At 60.4% G+C, this 21,770-nt stretch carries 16 protein-coding genes; all 16 read left to right on the top strand.

Translation table 11 applies throughout. The annotated features are described in order from the left end of the window. The first annotated feature begins 311 nt into the window (after positions 1-311). A complete protein-coding gene (locus WB650_RS24455) occupies positions 312-2,210 on the top strand; it encodes a hypothetical protein (RefSeq protein WP_422300619.1) in 1,899 nt (632 codons plus the stop codon). A 140-nt stretch (positions 2,211-2,350) separates the two neighbouring features. After that, entirely contained in the window at positions 2,351-2,866 is a 516-nt protein-coding gene (gene nusG / locus WB650_RS24450) for a transcription termination/antitermination protein NusG (protein WP_422300618.1), read from the top strand. A gap of 3 nt (positions 2,867-2,869) precedes the next feature. Next, positions 2,870-3,448 carry a hypothetical protein gene (locus WB650_RS24445; protein WP_422300617.1) on the top strand — a complete coding sequence of 193 codons (579 nt, stop codon included), beginning with the start codon at positions 2,870-2,872 and terminating at the stop codon, positions 3,446-3,448. Positions 3,449-3,861: 413 nt separating this feature from the next. Then, positions 3,862-6,894, top strand: a complete 3,033-nt coding sequence (locus tag WB650_RS24440) for an SLBB domain-containing protein (RefSeq protein WP_423962382.1) — start codon at positions 3,862-3,864, stop codon at positions 6,892-6,894. A gap of 19 nt (positions 6,895-6,913) precedes the next feature. Beyond that, complete coding sequence (locus tag WB650_RS24435; RefSeq protein ID WP_422301519.1) at positions 6,914-7,642, top strand: lytic transglycosylase domain-containing protein; 729 nt, start codon at positions 6,914-6,916, stop codon at positions 7,640-7,642. Then, positions 7,629-9,308 (top strand): capsule assembly Wzi family protein, encoded by a 1,680-nt coding sequence (locus WB650_RS24430; protein ID WP_422301517.1) that lies wholly within the window; start codon positions 7,629-7,631, stop codon positions 9,306-9,308. The genes WB650_RS24435 and WB650_RS24430 overlap by 14 nt, the downstream gene beginning before the upstream one ends. 25 nt (positions 9,309-9,333) lie before the next feature. Continuing rightward, positions 9,334-10,383, top strand: coding sequence for a hypothetical protein (locus WB650_RS24425; protein ID WP_422301516.1), 1,050 nt, complete (start codon positions 9,334-9,336; stop codon positions 10,381-10,383). A 33-nt stretch (positions 10,384-10,416) separates the two neighbouring features. Continuing rightward, positions 10,417-11,595, top strand: coding sequence for a glycosyltransferase family 9 protein (locus WB650_RS24420; protein ID WP_422301514.1), 1,179 nt, complete (start codon positions 10,417-10,419; stop codon positions 11,593-11,595). A gap of 1 nt (position 11,596) precedes the next feature. Next, entirely contained in the window at positions 11,597-12,814 is a 1,218-nt protein-coding gene (locus WB650_RS24415; RefSeq protein ID WP_422301512.1) for a glycosyltransferase family 4 protein, read from the top strand. 54 nt (positions 12,815-12,868) lie between these two features. Next, complete coding sequence (locus WB650_RS24410; RefSeq protein WP_422301510.1) at positions 12,869-15,289, top strand: arylsulfatase; 2,421 nt, start codon at positions 12,869-12,871, stop codon at positions 15,287-15,289. Between the two features lie 68 nt (positions 15,290-15,357). Beyond that, positions 15,358-16,068: a DUF4410 domain-containing protein gene (locus WB650_RS24405; RefSeq protein ID WP_422301508.1), complete on the top strand. Its 711-nt coding sequence runs from the start codon at positions 15,358-15,360 to the stop codon at positions 16,066-16,068. 85 nt (positions 16,069-16,153) lie between these two features. After that, positions 16,154-17,500, top strand: a complete 1,347-nt coding sequence (locus WB650_RS24400; protein WP_422301506.1) for a glycosyltransferase family 4 protein — start codon at positions 16,154-16,156, stop codon at positions 17,498-17,500. Then, a complete protein-coding gene (locus WB650_RS24395) occupies positions 17,497-18,528 on the top strand; it encodes a glycosyltransferase family 2 protein (RefSeq protein ID WP_422301504.1) in 1,032 nt (343 codons plus the stop codon). Before WB650_RS24400 ends, WB650_RS24395 begins: the two co-directional genes overlap by 4 nt. Next, entirely contained in the window at positions 18,525-19,556 is a 1,032-nt protein-coding gene (locus WB650_RS24390; protein ID WP_422301502.1) for a glycosyltransferase family 2 protein, read from the top strand. The genes WB650_RS24395 and WB650_RS24390 overlap by 4 nt, the downstream gene beginning before the upstream one ends. 208 nt (positions 19,557-19,764) lie before the next feature. Continuing rightward, positions 19,765-20,877 (top strand): glycosyltransferase family protein, encoded by a 1,113-nt coding sequence (locus WB650_RS24385; protein ID WP_422301501.1) that lies wholly within the window; start codon positions 19,765-19,767, stop codon positions 20,875-20,877. After that, positions 20,878-21,762: a class I SAM-dependent methyltransferase gene (locus WB650_RS24380; RefSeq protein ID WP_422301500.1), complete on the top strand. Its 885-nt coding sequence runs from the start codon at positions 20,878-20,880 to the stop codon at positions 21,760-21,762. Positions 21,763-21,770: the final 8 nt, after the last annotated feature.

Here is a 21,770-nt window from a genome sequence, read left to right as displayed (position 1 = left end):
GGGATTGCGCAGGGGCATAAACAAACTCGAAACGTTCAAATCGAGGAATCGCCACAGGTCACGCTGTGCTAACGGCGTGTTGCAGAGGTGTGATCGGGGCATGCAGCCTTCTTGACAAGGTAGTGAGCGGAATGGTAGCTAAGCCGCGTTCGTAGGTTTCCTTGCGCGAATGGGGAAATAGGTGTCTGACGCTTGCCTGGTGAGGAATAATCAGGCGAGGAGTTCGACGTAACCACGAGGGCTCCGGCTTGGGGGTGTCTATGCAGAAGGGCAATACGGTATTCGGAGGAACGCGGTGGCGGAGTTTGATGGTGGCCGCCGTAGCAGCAATCGGGACGCTCTGGACCTCAGTCGCGATGGCGACGATCACGCAGGGCGACTTTTCGGTTTTTGGATTTTTCGAAACTCGCGAGGCGGGTCACTGGGGTGAAGGCAGTGCGAGCCGTGACTCAACCTCGACGACTCTTATTCATCCGACGCCGACGTCGACGTTCGCGATTCCCGGCAAGTCGTTCGGCTATACCGGGGGCAGTTTCGATTTCAATCACTGGGATCTGGCCGAGCAGCGTAACCTTGCAGACGTACGTCCCGACTATCACATGATCAAGAACTACAAGATGCTGGGCCGGTTCGACACGCTGATTATCAAGGACGCGGATTTCTTCGCTTACTATCGCCCGTGGTATGACTCGGTGGGCTCGATAAAGAACATTGGCCGTGCGGAACCGAACACCGATGCAACCCCGTACTCGATGAACCACAGCTCGAACAACGGACTTACTGGGGTTCCCTCACTCCAGAACAGTTACTTCAAGAACGATCTGCGCGAGTGGTATGCGCAGTTGAATTTTACCGACAACCTGTCGGCACGCATCGGCAAACAGCAAGTCATCTGGTCGGAAGCCGACGCGCTGTCAGGAACCGAAGTCACCAACCCGGTTAACGCAACCTGGCACGGAGTTTACGGGGCAGAAGCAGCGGAAGACGTGCGCACGAATCTCCGGATGATCAAGCTTAACTACATCCTGCCGGACTTCCTGAAGACCGCCAACAACGAAGTGGAAGCCTTCATTATCCCGGGCGACTACGAGGCCAGTACGCTCACCAGCGGACTTCTCACCCAAGCTGACCCGCGCAATCCATACGTTGTCCCGGCCACATTTGATGGCGCCTGCACCACGTGCAACGCCACCACGGCTCCGTTCGCCTCCGCATTCCCGGTGAATATCAACCAGGAAGGCCAGATCATCAACGCCAGTGAGATACCCAATTGGGATGCGAAAGGTATGATTTTCATACCTATCGGGCCAGTAGTTAAAGGGAAGGCCTCGGGTCAATTTTACGACTTTTATTCGAAAGATCTCAGCAGGACACCGTCAAATTCGCTTGAAAACAGCGAATTCGGCGCCCGTTATTCGAGCCTGCTGCCGATTGGAAACGGACTCCAGGCGAGCTTTATCTACTTGTATGAATTTCGCAGTGCGCTGACGAAAACCTGCTACGCCTGCACCGGCGCTGTCACTGGATTGCCGGGTGCCTTCGCGATTGCGCCGGGCACCTTCCTGGCTCCCGGGACCTTTCTCAACCGTCCTCGCCGGGGAGTTCCGGTGGGCGGAACCGTTGAGGCGGTTAGTACGACCGACTATCGGCGCAACCATTTCATCGGCTTGACCGGAACCTACTACGACAAAGATCTGACCGATATCGTGTATCGCTACGACATTCTGTATCAGCCGAAAATTGGCGTCGCGGTTCCGGCCTTCGTTAATCCGAACGAGGAACAATGGACCGAGTTCACGCGTTGGATCATCGCCGGCGACCGGCCTACTTACATCCCGTGGATATCGAAGCAGCACACGTTCATTACCGCGCAGTTCACGGAAACCTGGTATCCCGATCGTCCGACCGACGCGGTGCCCCAGATAACCACCAGCGGGAAGGTCCGCGAGTTGAGCAGCTTGGCGTTCATCAATTTCACGAACTGGCTGATGAACGGACAGTTGACGGCAGGCAACCTGCTCCTGTGGGACATCGACGACAACGTTGGCGAACTCGCGACCACCAACGTTTATCGATACTCGCGAAACGTGCTGTTCGGAGTGAACGCGCAGTGGTTCATCGGACGCAGCGGACGCTATACTGATCCGTACCTGCTGAGCCGTCAGCAGCGTTTCAACGAACTCGAGTTCACGTTCACGTACGAAATCTAGCAGTTGATTGGACTGACAGGGCGGCTGTAGCGTATGCTGCAGCCGCCTTTGTTTTTCCGGCAGCATCAGGGCGTTGCCGCATCGCTGCTTCGATGCGGTCTTTCGCCCCAACCAGTGCTCCGGACCGCTGCGTATCCGCGATGGACGACAACTCACAGACACATTGGTACCTGGTGCGCACCAAGACCGGTAAGGAGCGATGGGTTCGCGATCAGCTCGCCCACGTTGTGCCGGAAGTCTTTCTGCCGATGCTCAAGGCGAAAGCACCGCGATGGGGACGGATGGCGGTGTCAATCACGCCGCTGTTCCCGTGTTACGTGTTCGCGAGGTTCGATCTTCAGAGCCAGTATTTCGACGTTAAGTACATGGCGGGAGTGCGCGCGATCGTGTCGGCGGGAACCGATCCGCTGGCGGTGCCGCCGGCGATAGTGTCGGAAATCCGCAACCGCGGGGTGGACGACGTGATCGAAATCCCGGACAAGCCGATTGACGCCGGCGAGCGGGTGGTGGTGGTCGAGGGACCCTTCCGTGGATTCGAAGCGATCTTTCAGCGCTATCTCGCCGGCGCGGAGCGAGTGGCGATTCTGCTCAGCGCGGTCGAGTCGGGCGGATTGCGGGTCGTGCTGTCGGCTTCGGCGGTCGTCAAAGACTCGTGACGGATGCGGTCGCGGGGCTTACTCACGATTGTGCGCGAATTGATGGTGGTAGTCGCGGGAGCGATCGCGTGCGCGGCCTGTTCGTCCAGTTCAGCCGCAGTGGTATCGGTGCAAAAGAAGGTGCAGGGGATCCTGGGACAGCCGAACGTCACCTCGTTTCTGGATGTCAGATTCGGCGATTCGCTGTACCGGGTCCAGAACCGGTTTCCCAACGGCAGTGTCGAGACTGCTCCTTACGGCGCCGATACCTACCGACTCAACAACATCGAGGTCGATGGAATCCGGTATGCCCGAGTCAAGTACGAGTTCACCTCTTATTCGGGCATGCAACTGGTGATGGCGTGGTTTACGCCCGATTCGAGCGGGAAGGTGCTCGAGAAACTGGTCGCGGCCGTCGGTCCGCCGACAGAGCAAAACAGCGCCAAGGGCAGCTCGCCTACAGATACGCAGGCCATCTGGCAGCTACCGCACGGGGAACGCGTCGTCTATGACGGTCCGAAGCGATTCGTTGCAGTGGTGGGCCCTGGTGGCGGGCCGCTCAAGCAAGATGCGGTAGAAAATGAAGCGCTCGACAGTCCGTAGCACTAGGGTTGACGATCGGGGCACACTAGAGCGCTCAAACATGCTTGGAAAGCTGGATTTTGCTTGACGTTCGTCCCATTAGCGTGTTATAACGCGCTTTCGGAGTTCTCGACAGTATTAAACTAACGAGTTCGACTACTACAGAACGGGTGGGGTCGTCGAAGCCGGTTTGTGCGGACCGTTGGGAGGGGCGGGTTAATTGTGACTATGCCACAGCCCGATAAGACGGGAGGGCGGACGCATTGTTGAAATCGATTCACGGTAAGCTGATTAAAAGACAGCCTGTCCGCCCATGACTAGCTGCCACCCTTTCTTTAATCAAGATTTTAGCTATCATGGCGGGGCTCATGATTTCACAGGAAGCCCGAGGTGCGCGCGATCCGATCGATAGCGAGCCCTTAGGGTGTCCTACTATGAGTAATAATATTAGACAAGCAGTTCCGCCAGCGCTGAGAGCTCTCGTTCTGTTGTTCGCGGTACTTCTGTTCTGCCCGACTGCGCGCGCGCAGATGAACGATTCGGGTGCCGGCGCGCTCAGCGGCGCTGGCGGCTCGGATCCTTCGAGCGCGGACAGCGATTCGCAAAATGGCGCCGTGGGCAACACGATGCGCCGTGGATGCGTTGATTCGAGCGATCCGAATGCCGCCGACTCCGGGCTGCCGCCGTGCGCCAGTTCAGATAACAGCGTCGAATCCAATCAGCCTTCTCAGGGAAATCCGTCAACTCTCTCGGGCGGCGTTCCTGGAGTAGCGGGTTCATCGGCGATGAGCGGTGCGCAAGGCCTCGGCGGCGCGCAGGGCTTCGGCGGCGCGCAGGGGTTCGCCAATACCATGAACAAGCAGTCGATGGCGGCGGTCATCCAACAGCTTGGAATTTCGCCCGACGAACTTGGCAGCTTGAAAGGTGAAATGGCGTCGGGCGGTCTCAGCTCCGACGACATGCAGGAATTGTGTCTCCATTTTGCGGCGAAGCAGCTCAGCGCGAATGACATCACCGGCATCGCGAAGTCGCTTGGCCTGAACTTCACCGATCAACAGCTTGCGCAACTTAGAAGTTGCACGGGACTCGCGGGTCAAGGCGGATCGGACGAGACGACGAGTTCGCCCGGGCAGCAGATGGGGATGACGCCGCAGCAGTCGATGTCGCCGGCAAATTCGAATCAGCCTGCGTCGTCGGTTGAATCGCAATTCCGCGCGCTCGATTCCGCGGTTGCGCCGGCTGCGCCGAGCACCCGCAACCTGCAGCAGTTCGGTTACTCGCTGTTTGCCTCGAACGTGTCCACGTTCGCTCCTGTAGCCAACGTCCCGGTCAGCGATGATTACGTGATCGGCCCCGGCGATCAACTCAAGATGCTGATGTGGGGACGAATCAACAACACCATCAATCTCACAGTCGGCCGCGACGGCTCGGTGAGTATTCCTGAAATTGGGCCGCTGCAGGTCGCGGGCTTGAACTTCGCGCAGACCAAGAAGCTCATCGAGGATCACGCCGGGCAAATCACCGGGGTCAAGGTCGACGTGACGATGGGCAAGCTGAAGACTATCCAGGTGTACGTCGTCGGCGAAGTCGCACAGCCCGGCGCATACACGGTGAGCGCCTTGTCGCACGTATCGAACGCGCTCGGCGCCGCCGGCGGGATCACGAAGATCGGCAGCCTGCGCAAAGTCGAACTTCGCCGCGGCAATCAGCTGGTGCGCGTGATCGATCTTTACACACTGCTGCTGGCCGGCAATGAACAGGGCGACGAACAGCTACAACCGGGCGACGTGATCTTCGTGCCGGTGATCGGGCCGGTGGTTGGAATGGTCGGCGACGTCAAGCGCCCTGCGATTTACGAGCTTGGGCGAAGCGGCGAGCCGCTCGACTCCGTAATCAAGCTCGGCGGCGGAATCAGCGCCTTCGGATACTCGCAGCGGGTGCAGGTCGAGCGGGTGGACGCTCATCAGAAGCGAATCGCGCTCGACGTCGATCTAAACGAGATCCGATCGCAGCGCTTCGACATTCGCGACGGCGATCTGATCAAGATTTATCCGGTGCTGCCCACTCAGCAGGACATCGTGACCGTGCGTGGCAGCGTAAATCGTCCCGGCAAGTTCGAATGGCATCAGGGGATGCGCGTGGCGGACCTGGTGCAGCTGGCCGAAGGGCCTGCGCCGCATACTTTTTTCAAGTACGCGCTGATTCGCCGCAAGGAAGGCAAGGCCAAGACGGTGCGGCTGGTGCCGGTCGATCTCGGTGAAGCGATGTCGGACATCGTCGGCGGGCCGCAGAATATCGCGCTCGAGCAGGAAGACGAGCTGACCGTGTTCAGCGAATCGCAGATGAAGTATCTGCCAACGGTGCAGGCCTTCGGCGAGGTTCGAAATCCCGGCTACTACGTGATGAGTCAGGGCATGCACGTGAGCGACCTGATTTACCTCGCCGGCGGTCTCAAGGATGATGCGTATCAGAAGGACGCCGAAATCGCGCGCACCCAAGTGATCAACGGCAGTCATACCAGTCACACTTTCATGGACGTCGATCTGCGCGCGGCCTTGTCCGGCAACGACGAGCACAATCCCGAACTGGTGGCGAACGATCAGTTGTTCGTGCGCCGCGCGTCAGACTGGCATCTGCCGTGGGTGGTGATGGTCAAAGGGATGGTCGCGCGGCCGGGGCCGTACACGATTCACGATGGCGAGAGAATGGCGTCGGTGCTCGAGCGATCGGGCGGCTTGCTGCCGGACGCTTATCTGCCAGCCACGGTCTTGATTCGCCAGTCGATAAAACAGCTTCAACAAAAGCGCCTGGACGAGGCGCGCGCGCGGTTGCAGCAGTCGATCGTGCGGATCCAGATGAATCCGGGCACGATGAATCAGCTGGCTGCCACGCAGAATCCTCAGAATCAGAATCCCGCAACGAGTCCGCAGACTCTTGCCGCACTCCAACAAGTGCTGACGGAAACCGAGGGCCAGCAAGCGCAGGGCCGCCTCGTCATCCATATGCATCCGCTGAACGAGCTGGCCAATTCGCCGGATAACGTGGTGCTGGTCGATCAGGACCAGGTGACGATTCCGCGGCGTCCGGACGCGGTCAACGTGCTCGGTCAGGTGTACAGCCCCAACGCGATCGTGTTTCGCCCCGGGCTGACCACGCGCGACTATCTCAATCAGGCCGGCGGCCCGAACGAAGGGGCGGACCCCGACCACATCATGGTGATCAAGGCCGACGGATCGGTCATCACCGACGAGGGAATCAAATCGAGCAAGGAATCGACGATGTTCCCGCTGTTGCCGGTGATATCGGGTGGCCTTATGTCGGCGCGGCTCGACCCTGGCGATACCGTGTACGTTCCCGAGAAACTGATTTACGAAAATAAAATACAGGAGACGGCGACGATAACGCAGATCATCGCTAATGCAGCTTCGTCGCTGGCTGTGATAGGAATACTGGGCGCAAGTTTGTAGCGGTCGAAGGGCCAACGGGGTGGGGGTTCGAAAAGCAATCATCGCGGCCGCGATGACGTTCGCATTAGTCGGCGCGGCCACGGCACGGGCGCAACAGCCCGCGACCACGCGCGCGGAGAACGACCGTCTATTCCGCGCGGCGGCGGAGCTATACAGCATCGATCCCGATTTGCTGGCCGCGATCGCGAGCGTAGAGTCGGGCGGCAACTCCGATGCAGTTTCGCCGAAAGGCGCGCAGGGCTTGATGCAGCTGATGCCCGCGACGGCGAACCGCTTCCGCGTGCTGGACCCGTACGATCCGGTCAGCAATACGCTTGGCGCCGTCCGCTTCATCAGTTTTCTCAGGCAGTACCGCACCGCGCACGGCGACGGCGCGCCATTGAGCCTGCCCGAGCTGCTGGCGGCGTATAACGCGGGCGAAGGCGCGGTCGACAAGTACAACGGCATCCCGCCGTATCCCGAGACGCAGCAATACGTGCGCAAAGTGCTCGTCGCCTACCTGTTCCGCAACAGCCACAGTTCGCTCGCGGAGCGGCTGGGCGCGCGTCCGGTGGAGCAGACCGATTCGGCGGTGCGGCCGATTCGAGCGAAGCCGCCTATCAGCCATCTACATCCGGTATTGACGCAGCAGAAAAATCCGCCGACCGATTCGATCGACAAGCTCACGGAAATTCAGCGCCTTCGACAAATCGAGCTCAGCAAACAACAGACCGCCAGCCGCTTCGGTGAAACTGATGGCCCTCGTTAACGGTTGGCGACGCGCGCGCCGGATAAAATTTCCGCTGATGCTGGCGGCGCTGGCGATTGCGATGATCGCGCGCCCTGCTTTCGCCTCCACCTACGCGGCGTATATCCCGCTCGACAGCTCGATCTACGACGAGCTCGATACGCTGAACGACCTGGGATTGGCGGACAGCTACCTTTCCGAAATTCAGCCGATTAGCCGGGTCGAAGCGGCGCGGATCACGGTCGAGGCGGAATCCAAGCTGTCGGAAATGCAGAATCCGAATGAACTGGCGCGCAGTATCATCAGCGAGCTGCGGCTCCAGTTGCCCGACGAAGTGCAATGGATCGAGCAGGACAGCGAAGACAACCTGCCCACGATGTTCCATCCGCTCGATCGGGTCGAGGGCGAGTACGTTTTGTCCGAGGGCAAGCGGCGGGAGCTAAATACCACTGCAGCCAATGGAAGCGGAATCGACTATCAGGAAGGAACTCCGCTGCTGCCGAACAACGACGGTCTCTCGACCGACCAGGGAAGCAATGAAATCCTGCGCTGGTCGGGATGGGGCGGGGTCGGCGGCTTTATCACCGGTTACGGCGAAGGGGCGCTAGCGGGTCCGCTTACTGATAGTCCGAGCCAGGCGAGTCGCGCGCAACTTTTGACGGGCGCGATGGTGGTCAGTCTCGGCAACACTGCGATCTCCTTCGGGCAGGAGGAGATGTCGTGGGGCGTCTCGCACTACAACCAGCTTTCGCAGTCGAATAACGGGCAGCCGTTCCCGGCGTTGCGCATCCAGAATATTCATCCCGGACATCTGCCGGGCGTTCTGCGCTACCTTGGACTGTATCGGTACCAAACTTTTCTGGGTCAGCTCGACTCAGGACGAAAATACTCGCGGCCGTGGCTCTCCGGCCAGATAATCACTTTCAGGACGCTGCCGAACTTCGAATGGGGCATCGAGCACACGATCATGTTCGGCGGCAGCGGCAATAACAATTACGGTCCGGGCGGATTCATCGGAAATCTCACCGGTCTCAGCACGGGTAACTCGGGTCAATACAACACCAACACGCGTTTCGGTATCTTCGGCAAGGTGTACATCAAGCAACTGCGAGATACGCAAATCTACGCCGAGGATTTATCCGAGGACTTTTTCCAGTTGGGCGGTAACAGCGGGATCAAGCTGCCCTTCAAGGGGCCGTCATACACTGCGGGAATTTACGTCCCGCGGCTCACGATCGACGGGCGTACCACCGCGCGATTCGAATACGCACTCACTGACAAAGAGTATTCGGTGCATAGCGACTCGCTGTACTGGACTTACAATAATGCCCTCATGGGCAGTTCGCTGGGGCCGGGCGCGTGGCAGGCCAATTTCGAGATCGATCGATGGCTCAATCTGCAGTCGCGCGCGGGCATCGACACCTTCTATACTCGTCGGCAGGCGATCGCCACGCCGTTTTATTCACCGCCGTTACGCAATACCGAAACCGGATACGGGCTTGCGTTGAACTTCCTGCATCTGCCACTCGAGATAGCGCCGCTGGCGAATTCGCTCGGTGAGATGAAAGCGCGCGCGGGAATCGAATACGTGACCGACATCAACTACACCAACAATGATTCTTTCCGCGCACTTCTCCAGCTAAGCCTCGCGTTCAACCCGTCATGGGGCGGCTTGGTCTGGCATTAAGCAGAAACGCCAGCCCGGCAAATTGATGGATCCCTCAGGCAGCAACGGACATTCGACTCCGTCGGCGGGCGGCAACGCTACCGTCGCGGGCGCGCATGCTCATCTCACAGAAGCGCAACACGCGACGCTGCAGTTTCTCTACTACGTCAATCTGCTGCGAGCGCGATGGATCCTGATCGTATCGCTCACCATCGGAATCGGACTCGCCTGCGGCTTGTACACAAAATTCCTGACCGTGAAATGGTATCGCGCGCAGGCGATCGTCACTCCAGTCGCGCCCGAGGCGAGCCTGTCGATGGGCACCGGCGCGGCAGGCGATATGGTCGACGGACTGGGGGGAGGAATCGCGTCGATACTGGAAGGCGGCGGCGCAGACACGGTGACACTGGCGGAACGCTACACGGCGATCATGAACAGCTACGCGTTCACGACCGACCTCGTCAGCAAATATCATCTCGAGCACAACATCGTGGGCGCTCGCAGCCCCAACGCGCCGACCGTGACGAAGTGGTCGATGCATACGATGATCACGGATCGGTTCAGCACCGAGTACGATTACAAGAGCGGCAATCTGACGCTGTACTTCCTGGATCCGTCGCCGGTCGAAGCGCAGCGCGTGCTCGGATATTACCTGGACAGCCTGCGCGACAAGCTGCGCAACGAGGAAGTGCAGGCGGGCGCCAGCGCAGCCGCGTCGCTCGAGGAAGAAGTGCGGAAAAGTTCGGACGCACTGCTGCAGACTCAGCTTTACGAGTTGATGGCGCGGCAGATTCAGCGCGAGAAAATCGCGGAGGTGCAATCCGACTTTGCGTTCAAGGTGGTCGAGCCTCCGGTGGTGCCCGACAACTATTTCTCGCCGAAGGCGCGGCACAACGCGACGCTGGCATCCTCGATCACCTTGGTACTCGTGTGCACGTGGATTCTCGCGTCGGACTTTATTCGCCGCGCGAAAGAGCAATTCGCAGCAGTCAATCAGGAGCCGACAGCGCCGTCGGCAGATGATCAGCCGCCGCGCCCCGATGACAGCGAGGAAGTGCATCCTCGCTTCGTTCGCAATCTTCGCCCCAAAGGCTGACGGCGCATCGCGCGCGTCACCGCTCAATTCGAAATGCCGCTGGCCAGACAGCAAGCGCTTGCGGCCCGTGCGCTGCGAGCGTCTGCCAACGCGATTCTGCAAAGCGCGGCGCGATGCGCATGGCCGCGGCGGCGACCGATCGATGCGAAGCGGGTATGCATCTACCGGATAGGAAATATCGGGGACACTGCGTGCGCGATTCCCGCGATGCATGCGATCCGGCGCGCGTATCCCACGGCGCATCTCACGGTTGTGACGTCACCGGGCAAGGCGGGCTCGATTGGGGCGCGTGAGCTGCTCGAGGGCGTAAGCTGGATCGATGAAATCGTCGTGTATCACGCCGAAGATATCGCGAGTGCGCGGGGCCGGCTCGAGTTGGTACGTAGTCTGCGCGCGCGCAAGTTCGACGTATGGATCGAATTGCCGGTGGTTGCCGCGCCGCTGGCGACCTTGTTCCGCAATTTGATCGTAGCGCGATCGGCCGGCGCGCGGTGGGGATTTGGCTGGCGATACGAACCAAGGTTTGCGGCGCCGGCGCAAACTCTATTCAACGATTTCCCGGATGAAGTGGACCGCTTGCTCGAGATTGTACGCTCGGCAGGATTCGCGGGAGAAGATACCGACTTCCCGCTAGAGCTCACGGACTCGAATCAGCGGGCGGTGACCGATTTGCTCGATCGGGCGGGAGTGGCGGCGTCCGACCTGATGATTGCATTCGCGCCCGGGGCGAAATTGGAGCCGAATCGATGGCCGGTCGATCGGTTCGTCGAGGTTGGGAACAGTCTGGCGGCGCGCGGGTATCGGATCGTCGTACTCGGGGGCGGCTCCGACGTACCGATGTGCGACCGGATTGCGAAAGCGGTCGGTCGCAACGCCGTGAGCCTCGCGGGCAAGACCAGCGTGCGCGAATCGTGCGAGGTGCTTGCGCGCTGTGCGATGCTGGTTTGCAACGACTCGGGCGTGCAGCATCTGGCGGCTGCGGTTGGAACGCCATGCGTGTCGCTTTTCACGCGGCGCGAATTTCGCGGGATGTGGTGGCCGCATGGCCCGCAGCATGAAGTGCTGCTCAAGGACGTCGAGTGTCACACCTGCTTTCTCGACGCGTGCCCGTTCGACAACAAATGCATCAAGGCGATCGGCGTCGACGAAGTGATCGCGGCCGCTGGACGCGTGCTCGCGCGTCATCCTGATGCGAAGCCGCAGGTGGCTTGAGATGGACGGCAGCTACCGCGTTGCGTGCCTCGTCAGCCATCCGATCCAGTACCAGGCGCCGCTGTTTCGCTATCTTGCGGCGCGTCCTGGAATCGAGCTGACAGTTTTTTTTCTCAGTGATTTGTCGGTCCACGCGTATCGCGATTCGGGCTTCGGCGTGGACGTGAAATGGGACGTGCCGCTGCTCGACGGCTACCGGCACGAATTTTTGCCGCGCGTCGGCTCTGGAAGCGGGCTGTCGTTTTGGCGTCCGTGGACGTTCGGGCTTCGCGCTCGCCTGCGGCACGGGCAATTCGACGCGCTGTGGGTTCACGGCTATGCGCATCGCGGGTGTCTCGCGGCGATCGCGGCGGCGAAGTCGTTGAATATCCCGGTGATGCTGCGCGGAGAATCCAATCTGCTGAGCGAGACCGACGACGCGCTGAAGCTGGGCGTCAAGCGGATCGCGATGCCGGCGCTGCTGAAGACGATCGACGGCTTTCTGTCCATCGGGCGGCTGAATCGCGACTACTATCTTCATTACGGGGTCGAAGCCGGACGAATTTTCCCGATGCCTTACGCGGTGGACAACGAATTTTTTCTGACTGCCGCGGAACGTGCGCGGCCGAATCGCGAACGTCTGCGCGCAGAGCTTGGGTTGAATCCGGGGCGTGCGGTGATCCTGTTCGCGTCGAAGATGCAGCCGCATAAACGCGCCGCCGATTTGCTCGAAGCGTACGCGCGGCTCTCGCCTGACGGAGTTGCCGAGCCCGCGGCCTATTTGGTCTTCGCCGGCGACGGCGAGGAGCGGGCCAGTCTCGAACGCCGCGCGCGCGAACTGAAATGGGATTCGATCCAATTCATCGGCTTTCGCAATCAATCCGAACTGCCGGCGATGTACGATCTATGCGACCTGTTCGTGCTGCCTTCCGAGCACGAGCCGTGGGGCCTGGTCGTCAACGAAGCGATGAACGCGGGTAAGCCCGTGATTGTGAGCGATCGCGTCGGCGCGGGGCCCGATTTGATCGAGGACGGCGTCAACGGATTTGTGTATCGGACGGGCGACGTTGCGGCGTTGGCGGATCGGCTTCGACGGCTGGTCGATAGTTCGGAGCATCGTGCGGCGATGGGCGCGCGCGCTCTCGAGAAGGTCGCGCTACTCGATTTCGGCGCGGATCGACAGGGGTTGCTAGGCGCGCTGGATTCAATCGTCGGCAAGAAGGCGCGCGCGGCGGCGTGACTTGCGCTTGACTTGGGCCGGATTTAGGGTTGCCGGAATGGAGAAGGTCCGAAAATGAGGAAGTTATTCCTGGTTCTCGGAGTCGCGATTTGCCTTGTGATCGGAACGAGGATTGCGCCCGCACCCGCGCAACAAATTGATCGCACTCGACTGCCGATACCGGACACGCAGTACAAGTATCCGGGCAAGGTCCCGCTCGACGCACGTGATGCAAAGTTTCCTCCGATTGAGCTGCTCAGGCCGCCCGAAGGCGCGCCCAATGTGATCGTGATTCTGCTGGACGACATCGGCTTCGGCGCGCCGAGCACCCTCGGTGGAGGCGTCAACATGCCGACGCTGGATGCGCTCGCGAAGGATGGACTTCGGTACACGCAATTTCACACGGCCGCGCTTTGCTCGCCGACGCGCGAGGCGCTCCTGACCGGCCGCAACCATCATTCGGTCGGGATGGGATCGATCACCGAACTGGCTACCAGCGCGCCCGGCAACACCGGCATGCGGCCGAACGAGGCGGCCACGGTCGCGCAGATCCTCGAGCTGAATGGGTACAACACTGCGGCCTTCGGCAAGATGCATCAGACGCCGGTGTGGGAGATCAGCGTATCGGGACCGCTAACGCGCTGGCCTATCGGCGACGGATTCGAAAAGTTCTACGGCTTTCTGGGCGGAGAGACTAACCAGTGGGCGCCGATGATCTTCGACGGCGTGACACACGTCGAGCCTCCGCACACGCCCGGATACAACTTCATGACCGATATGACCGATCAGGCGATCGCCTGGATGCGATTCCAGCATACGATGACCCCGGACAAGCCGTTCTTCGTGTACTTTGCGCCCGGCGCGTTGCATGCGCCGCATCACACGCCCAAGGAGTGGCGCGACAAGTATGCGGGCAAGTTCGATGAGGGCTGGGACAAGTATCGTGACGAGACGCTGGCGCGTCAGAAGCAGCTGGGCCTGGTGCCGGATACGACGCAGCTCGCGCCGTGGGCGCCCGGAGTCAAGCACTGGGACGAACTCAGCCCCGACGAGAAGAAGGTCGCCGAGCGGCTGATGGAAAACTACGCCGGCTTCGGCGAGTACACGGACCACGAAATTGGACGACTGATCGATAGTCTCAAAGGGCTCGGCGTTTATGACAACACACTGGTCATCTACATAGCCGGCGACAACGGCATGAGCGCTGAGGGCGGCCTCGCCGGGACTCTGAATGAGATGGCGCTGTTCAATGGGACTCCGGACACAACGCAGAATATCCTCGAACATCTCGACGATATCGGCGGACCAAACAGTTTCCCGCATATCCCCGTCGGTTGGGCGCTGGCTGGCGACACCCCATTCCAATGGACCAAGCAGGTGGCCTCGCACTATGGCGGCACACGCAATGGGATGGTGATCTCGTGGCCCGCAGTGATAAAGGACGTCGGGGGAATCCGCCCGCAGTGGCATCACGTCGTCGATATCACGCCTACTATCCTGGCAGCGGCAAAATTGCCGCAGCCGAAGACTGTCGACGGCATCAAGCAGAAACCAATGGAAGGGGTGAGCATGGTCTACTCCTTTGCCGATGCCAAAGCGCCGACCACCCATACCACTCAATACTTCGAGATGTTCGGCAATCGCGGAATTTACCATGACGGCTGGACCGCCGTGACCCGCCACAGTATCCCGTGGGAACCCCTGGCGCCCCTGCCCAAGTTCACCGAGGATACGTGGGAACTGTACAACACCAACGAAGATTTCAGCCAGGCGCAGGACGTCGCTGCGAAATATCCGGACAAGCTCAAGGAACTGCAGCAACTCTTCCTCGACCAAGCGGAGAAGTACAACGTCCTGCCGCTCGACGACAGGCGGATCGAGCGCTTTGTGCCGACAATTTCAGGCAGGCCTTCGCTGATGTGGGGGCGGACTTCCGTAACGCTCTATCCCGGTATGACGGCGATGCTGGAGAACGCGACCCTGGACATCAAGAATCGGTCGCACAGCATCACCGCTGAAATCGCAGTGCCGCAGGGCGGCGGCGAGGGCGTCATAATTGCGCAGGGCGGACGCTTCGGCGGATGGTCCTTCTACATGAAGGACGGGAAGCTCAAGTACTGCTACAACTGGCTTGATCGGGAGCGCTATACGATCGAGTCAAACGAAGCGCTCCCTGCCGGCAAAGTCACAGTCAAATTCCAGTTCAACTATGACGGCGGAGGAATCGGCAAGGGCGGCACCGGCCAACTCTTTGTCAACGGCCAAAAGGTTGCGGAAGGCCGAATCGAGCATAGCCAACCCTTTATTTTTTCAGCCGATGAAACCGAAGACGTCGGTGAGGACCTGGGCACGCCCGTCAGCGAAGACTACAAAGAAGGCGACAACAAATTTACCGGCACGATCGATAAGGTGACGATCGCGGTGACCCCGCCTCCCGCGGAGGTGCAAAAGGAAGAGGAGCGACAGGACGCGGTGATCGACGAGGGCATTAACTGAACATCGACCTGGTCGATCAGCTATGCCCTACGGAATTCCGCTCCGGCATCGCGTTAAGGAGGTTCGTGATGAAGTCTATTAGCCGTATGGTGCTGGGTCTCCTGGCCGTATTTGTCGTGGCGGGGTGCGCTTCGACCAACGTAACCCAGCAGACACCGATGAGCAGCCCGGGGCTCGCGCGGCCCAATCGGATTTGGGTGTATAACTTCGTCGCCAACTCGGCCGACATGCCGACAAACTCCTCGATCGGCGGCCAGGTTGGTGCGCCTAGCACTCCACCGACGCAGGAACAGATCGACGAAGGGCGTCAGCTCGGCGCGCTTATCGCGCAGCAGCTGGTCGCGGATATCAATGCGATGGGACTTACTGCCGTGCAGGCGGGACCAGGATCGACGCCGCAGGTCGGTGACGGCGTGATTCGGGGCTATCTCGTATCGGTGCAAAGCGGGAGCGCAGCTCAACGCTTCGTGATCGGATTCGGCGCCGGAACCTCTGAAATGGACACGGTGGTGGAAGGCTACGCGGTCACGCCGCAAGGCTGGCGCAAGCTCGGGTCAGGGACGCTTACGTCTTCTGGAAATAAAACCCCCGGAATGGTGGTGCCCGCCGCGGTGGCGATTGCCACTGCCAATCCGATCGGGCTGATCGTGGTCGGCGGCGCGAAAATCTATGGCGAGGCGAGCGGCAGGAGCGGACTCGAGGGAAGAGCCAAATCGACCGCCGACGAAATCGCCGCGCAGCTCAAGATCAGATTCCAGGACCGTGGCTGGATAAGCTGAAGATCGTGGAAGCGGCGCGACCACGGGAGACGCATTCACTTAGTCTGATGTGAAACCTGCCGTGGGTTTCGCTCTTGCCCAGCCAATGAAGACTTTGCACCTTCCGTTCAGTTTTTATCCTGATCAGGTTGGTGGGACCGAGATATACGTCGAATCGCTGGCTACCTGCCTGCGCAGATTGGACGTTGAGGCCGAAATCGCGGTCCCCGCTCCTGACCAGCGTTCATATCGATACCACGAACTCACGGTGCATCGATTTGCGACCGGGATTCCTGACCTGGCCGATCTATATGGCCTTGGCGATCCGGTTGCGGCCCGGTCGTTTGCAAAAGTCCTCGAGTCTTCCGCACCGGATGTCGTGCACTTGCATTCCTGGACCACCGGGGTCTCGCTCAGGCTATTGCGCACCGTCAAAGCCGCCGGCATCCCGGTGGTCTTCACCTACCACACCCCAACTGTCAGTTGCGTTCGCGGAACTCTGATGCGATGGGGGAGCGACCAGTGCGATGGTGATCTGGATTCAACGCCATGCGCTGCTTGCATGCTTCACGGCAAAGGACTGGGCCGCGCACTCAGCAGGGCAGTAGCCAGTCTGCCGGCCGCAATAGGCAGAGGCGTCGGCAAGATCGGGCTGAATGGAAGAATGATGACAGCAGTACGGGCGTCGGAGCTGGTACAACTGCACACCGACTCTCTGAAGGGGCTGCTCGAGGAAGCTGACGCGATAGTCGCGGTGTGCAATTGGGTTTACGATTTGCTGCTGCGAAATGGGGCGGACAAATCGAGGCTGACGATCTCGCGTCACGCGCTGCGCAACCCGGTGGAGTTGAATCGCCCAACCAAGCCTCGAAGCGCGGATGAGGATATCCGCATCGCCTTCCTGGGGCGGTTGGCGCACGAGAAGGGCATCGGAATTTTGCTCGAGGCGATGCGGCGAATCAGCAGCCGCCGACTCAAGCTTGATATCTTCGGGCTGACGGGCGACAGCGAAGCGGAATCCCTCAAGCAAGCGGTGATAGACGCGGGCGATCAGCGCATCCGGCTGCTCCCGCCATTTCCGAACTCGAATGCGATATCAGAACTTCGCGCATACGACTGTCTCGCGGTCCCCTCGCAATGGCTGGAGACCGGTCCGCTGGTAGTGCTGGAGGCGTTCGCCGCGGGTATTCCGGTGATTGGATCCAACCTGGGTGGAATCGCGGAACTTGTCGAGCACGAGAAGAACGGGTTGCTGGTCGAGTCTGCTTCGATCGAGGGGTGGGTCATCGCGTTCAATCGATTGCTCACAGAACCCGGGCTGTTGTCCCGGCTTCGACTTGGCATTCCGAAAGTTCGAACGATGGGGGATGTCGCGGACGAGATGCTGACGGTGTACCGCAGGCTTGTGCCCGCGTCGATGCCGTTCAGCGCGCTGGAGGAACGACCGCAATGAAAGTGTCGGTGGTGATACCGACCTATAACGACGAAGGCACGATTGGGGCCACGGTGGAGAGCGCGCTGGCGCAGAAGTTCGCCGACAGGTTCGAAGTGATCGTGGTCAACGACGGATCGACCGACGGTACGCGGGCGAAACTCGCACAGTTCGGCGATCGGATCCGCGTGATCGATCAAGCGAACCGGGGAGTCTCGGCGGCGCGCAACGCGGGCATCAGAGCAGCGGCGGGAGAATATGTCGCGCTGCTGGACGGCGACGATACGTGGACGGAGGACAAGCTGGCGAAGACCGTGCCGGTGCTCGATGAAAATCCGGGGTGCGTGGCGGTGTCTTCGAACGCGATCGGGGTGGACGGCGCCGGCAATGTCGTGGGGTATCCGGTTACGCCCGAATTCCAGCATTCGCCGACGTTCGACGAGATGCTCGATCGGTTGTGGGCGTACCTGCCCAGCACGGTCGTCGTACGGCGAGCCACGCTACAGGCAATCGGCGGCTTCTCGGAGGAATTCAAGCCGGAACATTACGCCTGCGAGGACACTTTCATCATGCTGCTGGTGCGGGAGCGCGGCGAAATCATCTATGTGCCCGAGACGCTGGTCCAGTACCGGCGCAGGGACTTTCATGCACGCCTCGCCAACCGCCTGCCGAGCCGGCGTTTCGAGGTCGATTCAGCGGAGGCCTTCAGCAAGTTCGAGCGTCGATACGAAGCAAATATTATTCTTGCGCGATTGACGCTCGAGCACTTCGGCGCGCGCGGCCGCAAAATTGCCGCATTGGCGATCGACGGCGTCGCACACGAGTTGATCGGAGTCGGGCTGATGGCAATGCACGAGGGCAATCGCGCACTCGCGCGGCGATGCTACCGCGCATCGATTCGCTATAGTCCGCTGACGTTGAAAACCTATTTCCGGCTCGGGTGGGCGATGCTTCCCGCCCAAGCTGCGCGAGCGTTGTCATCGATGTTTCCGCCGGGACTGCGGCGCAGCCTGTCAGGTCCTCCCATGCTCGAGGAACGACCGCAATGAAAGTGTCGGTGGTGATACCGACCTATAACGACGAAGGCACGATTACGGCCACGGTGGAGAGCGCGCTCGCACAGAAGTTCGCCGACAGGTTCGAAGTGATCGTGGTCAACGACGGATCGACCGACGGCACGCGGGCGATACTTGCAAAGTTCGGCGATCGGATCCGCGTGATCGATCAAGCGAACCGGGGAGTGTCAGCGGCGCGCAACGCGGGTATCAGAGCGGCGGCGGGAGAATACATCGCGCTGCTTGACGGCGACGATACGTGGACCGAGGACAAGCTGGCGAAGACCGTGCCGGTGCTCGATGAAAATCCGGGGTGCGCGGCGGTGTCTTCGAACGTGATCGGGATAGACGGCGCGGGTCGGGAAGTTTGGCGCTATGTTGCGCCCGAATTCCAGCATTCACCGACGCTCGATGAGATGCTCGAGTGGCCGTGGCCGCTTTTGCCCAGCGCCCAGGTCATACGGCGGGACACGCTGTTGGCGATCGGCGGCTTCGCGGAGGAATTCAAACCGGAGCATTGGGGCTGCGAAGATATTCTCGTCATGCTGCTGGTGCGGGAACACGGCGAAATCATGTATGTGCCGGACACGCTGGTCCGGTACCGGTGCCGGGACTTTCACGCATACCTGGCCAGTCGGCTCCCGAGTCGGCGTTTCGAGGTCGATTCAGCGGAGGCATTCCGCGCGTTCAAGCGACGCTTCGAGGCAAACACTGTTCTTGCGCGATTGGCGCGCGAGCACTTCGGCGCGCGCGGCGACAAGATTGCCCAATGGGCCATCGACCGGACCGCAAATGAACTGGTCACCGCTGGGTTGATGGCGATGCACCAGGGCAATCCCGGCTTCGCGCAACGATGTTACCGCACATCGCTCCGATATCGTCCGCTGACGTTCAAAACTTATTTCCGGCTCGGTTGGGCGATGCTTCCTGTCGGAGCCGCGCGAATGCTCTCGTCGATGGTTCCGCCCGGGTTGCGGCGCAGCCTGTCAGGTCCGCCGACTATGGAGGAACGTCCGCAGTGAATATCCTGGAACGAGCCGGCTACAGAGTCGAAGGTATGCAGGGCGCGCCAGTTTCGAGCATCAGAGATTACGGGCACGTGATCGCGCTTCGTAAATGAAACCGCGATTGCTCATTACTATATACGCGAATCCGGATTACTATCCGCCGACCGTGTATGCAGTCCGGATACTAAGTAAGTATTTCAAAATACATATTCTCTGCCGGAATATGAGTGAACCGTTCCAGCAATGGCCATCTGAAGTAGCTATCGAGCGAATGGGCGAGTACGCGTCGGCGCGGGGAAAAGAAGCCTCGAGCGCGATCGCCAAGCTGACCGAATACGCGAAATTTGTTGCGCGAACGCGCGTGTTGATCAGGCACATGCAGCCGCTGAGCGTGTATTCGTACGACCCGCACGCCTTGGCCGCAAGCATTGTGGGGCGGGCTGGCCGGCGATCTACACCGCTGATATTTCATGCGCACGAGCTGCCCGAGACGCAGAATCTTTCGTGGCGATCGTTGGAGGGATGGGTAGTAAGGGCCGCATTATTAGGTACCAAGTCGGCTGACACAGTAGTATTTCCGGAGAAGAACCGGGCCCGTCACTGGCTAACTGCGGCGCGCGACCCGCGCACGCCGATTATCGTGCCGAATTGTCCCGATCGAAGTTACTATTCGCCGCCGGCGGATTGGAGCGAGACGATCGCCGCCCGCTATCGCGCGCGCGAAGTGGTGTACGTCGGTTACGCGGGAGCCGAGAACGGCCACCTGGAAGGGCTGCGCGCGATCGCGATGACCGGGGACGGAATTCGAATGCGGATAATTGGCGGCTATCGTCCGGAATTCGGGATGAAGTTCAACGCGCTCGCGCGCGAACTTGGCGTGACCGAACGAGTCAGTCTGGACGGATGGCTGCGACAAGATGAGTTGCTGGCGCGCGCGTCGGCGGCAGGCGCGGGGCTCTCGCTGCACAAGGCGGTTTCGAAAGGTCTCGAGTACCAGGGTTCGGCGAGCAACAAGTTGTTCGAATACGCCGCGATGGGATTGCCGGTGGTGGTGCCGGATCGCAAGAGCTACCGCGACTTCCTGGGCGATGCGGAGTGGGTGACGTATGCGGACATCGACGAGCCGGAATCGATCGCGCGCGCGATCACGTCGATCTTCGCGGACCGCGAGCGCTATGTCGCGATGAGCCGCGCGGCGCGGCGCGCGTTCGAAGAGCAGTACAACTACGAGCGCGTATTCGCGCCCGCACTCGAAAGAATCTGCGCCCTCGCCGACAACGTATCTCCTGAACGGGCAAAGTTGGTCGCCGAAGAGCCCGTCAATCGAGCGTTGTAGATGGATTTGACGAGGGCGAAACTCGATTACCTGGTGCGCGTGGTTGGGCATCGCGTGCGGCTGCAACCGCGGATCTGCCCATACTGCGGCGAAGCGCGGGATCTGCGGCTGCTGGGCCGCAAGAAACTGATCATCGAAATCTTCCGTTGCCAGCGCTGCAGATTGATCTTTCGTTATCCTCGGGAGACTGCGCGTGACAACACCGAACGGTATCAGCTTACTTACGACCAGGCGGAAGTAACGACGCTGCCGACAGAGGAAGAACTCGCACACTTCGTTGCCGACGGATTTTCAGGCAGCTCCGATTTTGGGCCGAAGCTCAGAGCGCTGGCCGCGCTCATACCGTCTGGCCGGGTGCTCGAATTCGGCTGCTCCTGGGGGTACGGAGTCCATCAGCTCAGAAGTTCGGGTTTCGATGCGACGGGATTCGAGATCTCCAAACCACGCGCCGGATTCGGCAGAGAAAAACTGGGCGTGCCGATAATCGACGACCTCTCGGCGCTCGAGGGACTTCCCGCGCACTCGTTCGACGCGGTTTTTTCAAGTCACGTCATCGAGCATTTGCCCGACCTGGCGGCGTCGTTCGATCTGTTCAGCCGTCTGTTGATTCCCGGCGGACTGCTGTTTGCGACGATTCCGAATTTCAGCGGCAGCGCCGCGCGGGCCGGGCTCTTCTGGCATTGGATTGGCCAGGATCATCCGATCGCTCCCACTCACGAATTTCTTGCACGCGCACTGATCGAACACGGATTTGCAAGTGTGCGCTTCGGCTCCGGACCATTCGACGAACTCCTGACAGAACGGCTTGCAGCGCGCGATTTCGACGCTCTCGATACCGAAGGCGAGGAGCTGCTGATAATCGGCAGGACGCCCGGGTCCCGCTGACGAGTCGC

Source organism: Binatus sp. (SeqCode), assembly GCF_049584895.1.
Lineage (GTDB): Bacteria > Desulfobacterota > Binatia > Binatales > Binataceae > Binatus.
Note: the sequence above shows the minus strand (reverse complement) of the source record. Positions and strands in the feature narration are given on the sequence as shown.

Excerpts from the sequence above, each read along its gene's own strand:
- nusG (WP_422300618.1), top strand. The coding sequence starts at position 2,351 with ATGGACGACAACTCACAGACACATTGGTACCTGGTGCGCACCAAGACC.
- WB650_RS24445 (WP_422300617.1), top strand. The coding sequence starts at position 2,870 with ATGCGGTCGCGGGGCTTACTCACGATTGTGCGCGAATTGATGGTGGTA.
- WB650_RS24440 (WP_423962382.1), top strand. The coding sequence starts at position 3,862 with ATGAGTAATAATATTAGACAAGCAGTTCCGCCAGCGCTGAGAGCTCTC.
- WB650_RS24430 (WP_422301517.1), top strand. The coding sequence starts at position 7,629 with ATGGCCCTCGTTAACGGTTGGCGACGCGCGCGCCGGATAAAATTTCCG.
- WB650_RS24425 (WP_422301516.1), top strand. The coding sequence starts at position 9,334 with ATGGATCCCTCAGGCAGCAACGGACATTCGACTCCGTCGGCGGGCGGC.
- WB650_RS24420 (WP_422301514.1), top strand. The coding sequence starts at position 10,417 with ATGCCGCTGGCCAGACAGCAAGCGCTTGCGGCCCGTGCGCTGCGAGCG.
- WB650_RS24415 (WP_422301512.1), top strand. The coding sequence starts at position 11,597 with ATGGACGGCAGCTACCGCGTTGCGTGCCTCGTCAGCCATCCGATCCAG.
- WB650_RS24410 (WP_422301510.1), top strand. The coding sequence starts at position 12,869 with ATGAGGAAGTTATTCCTGGTTCTCGGAGTCGCGATTTGCCTTGTGATC.
- WB650_RS24405 (WP_422301508.1), top strand. The coding sequence starts at position 15,358 with ATGAAGTCTATTAGCCGTATGGTGCTGGGTCTCCTGGCCGTATTTGTC.
- WB650_RS24400 (WP_422301506.1), top strand. The coding sequence starts at position 16,154 with ATGAAGACTTTGCACCTTCCGTTCAGTTTTTATCCTGATCAGGTTGGT.
- WB650_RS24395 (WP_422301504.1), top strand. The coding sequence starts at position 17,497 with ATGAAAGTGTCGGTGGTGATACCGACCTATAACGACGAAGGCACGATT.
- WB650_RS24390 (WP_422301502.1), top strand. The coding sequence starts at position 18,525 with ATGAAAGTGTCGGTGGTGATACCGACCTATAACGACGAAGGCACGATT.
- WB650_RS24385 (WP_422301501.1), top strand. The coding sequence starts at position 19,765 with ATGAGTGAACCGTTCCAGCAATGGCCATCTGAAGTAGCTATCGAGCGA.
- WB650_RS24380 (WP_422301500.1), top strand. The coding sequence starts at position 20,878 with ATGGATTTGACGAGGGCGAAACTCGATTACCTGGTGCGCGTGGTTGGG.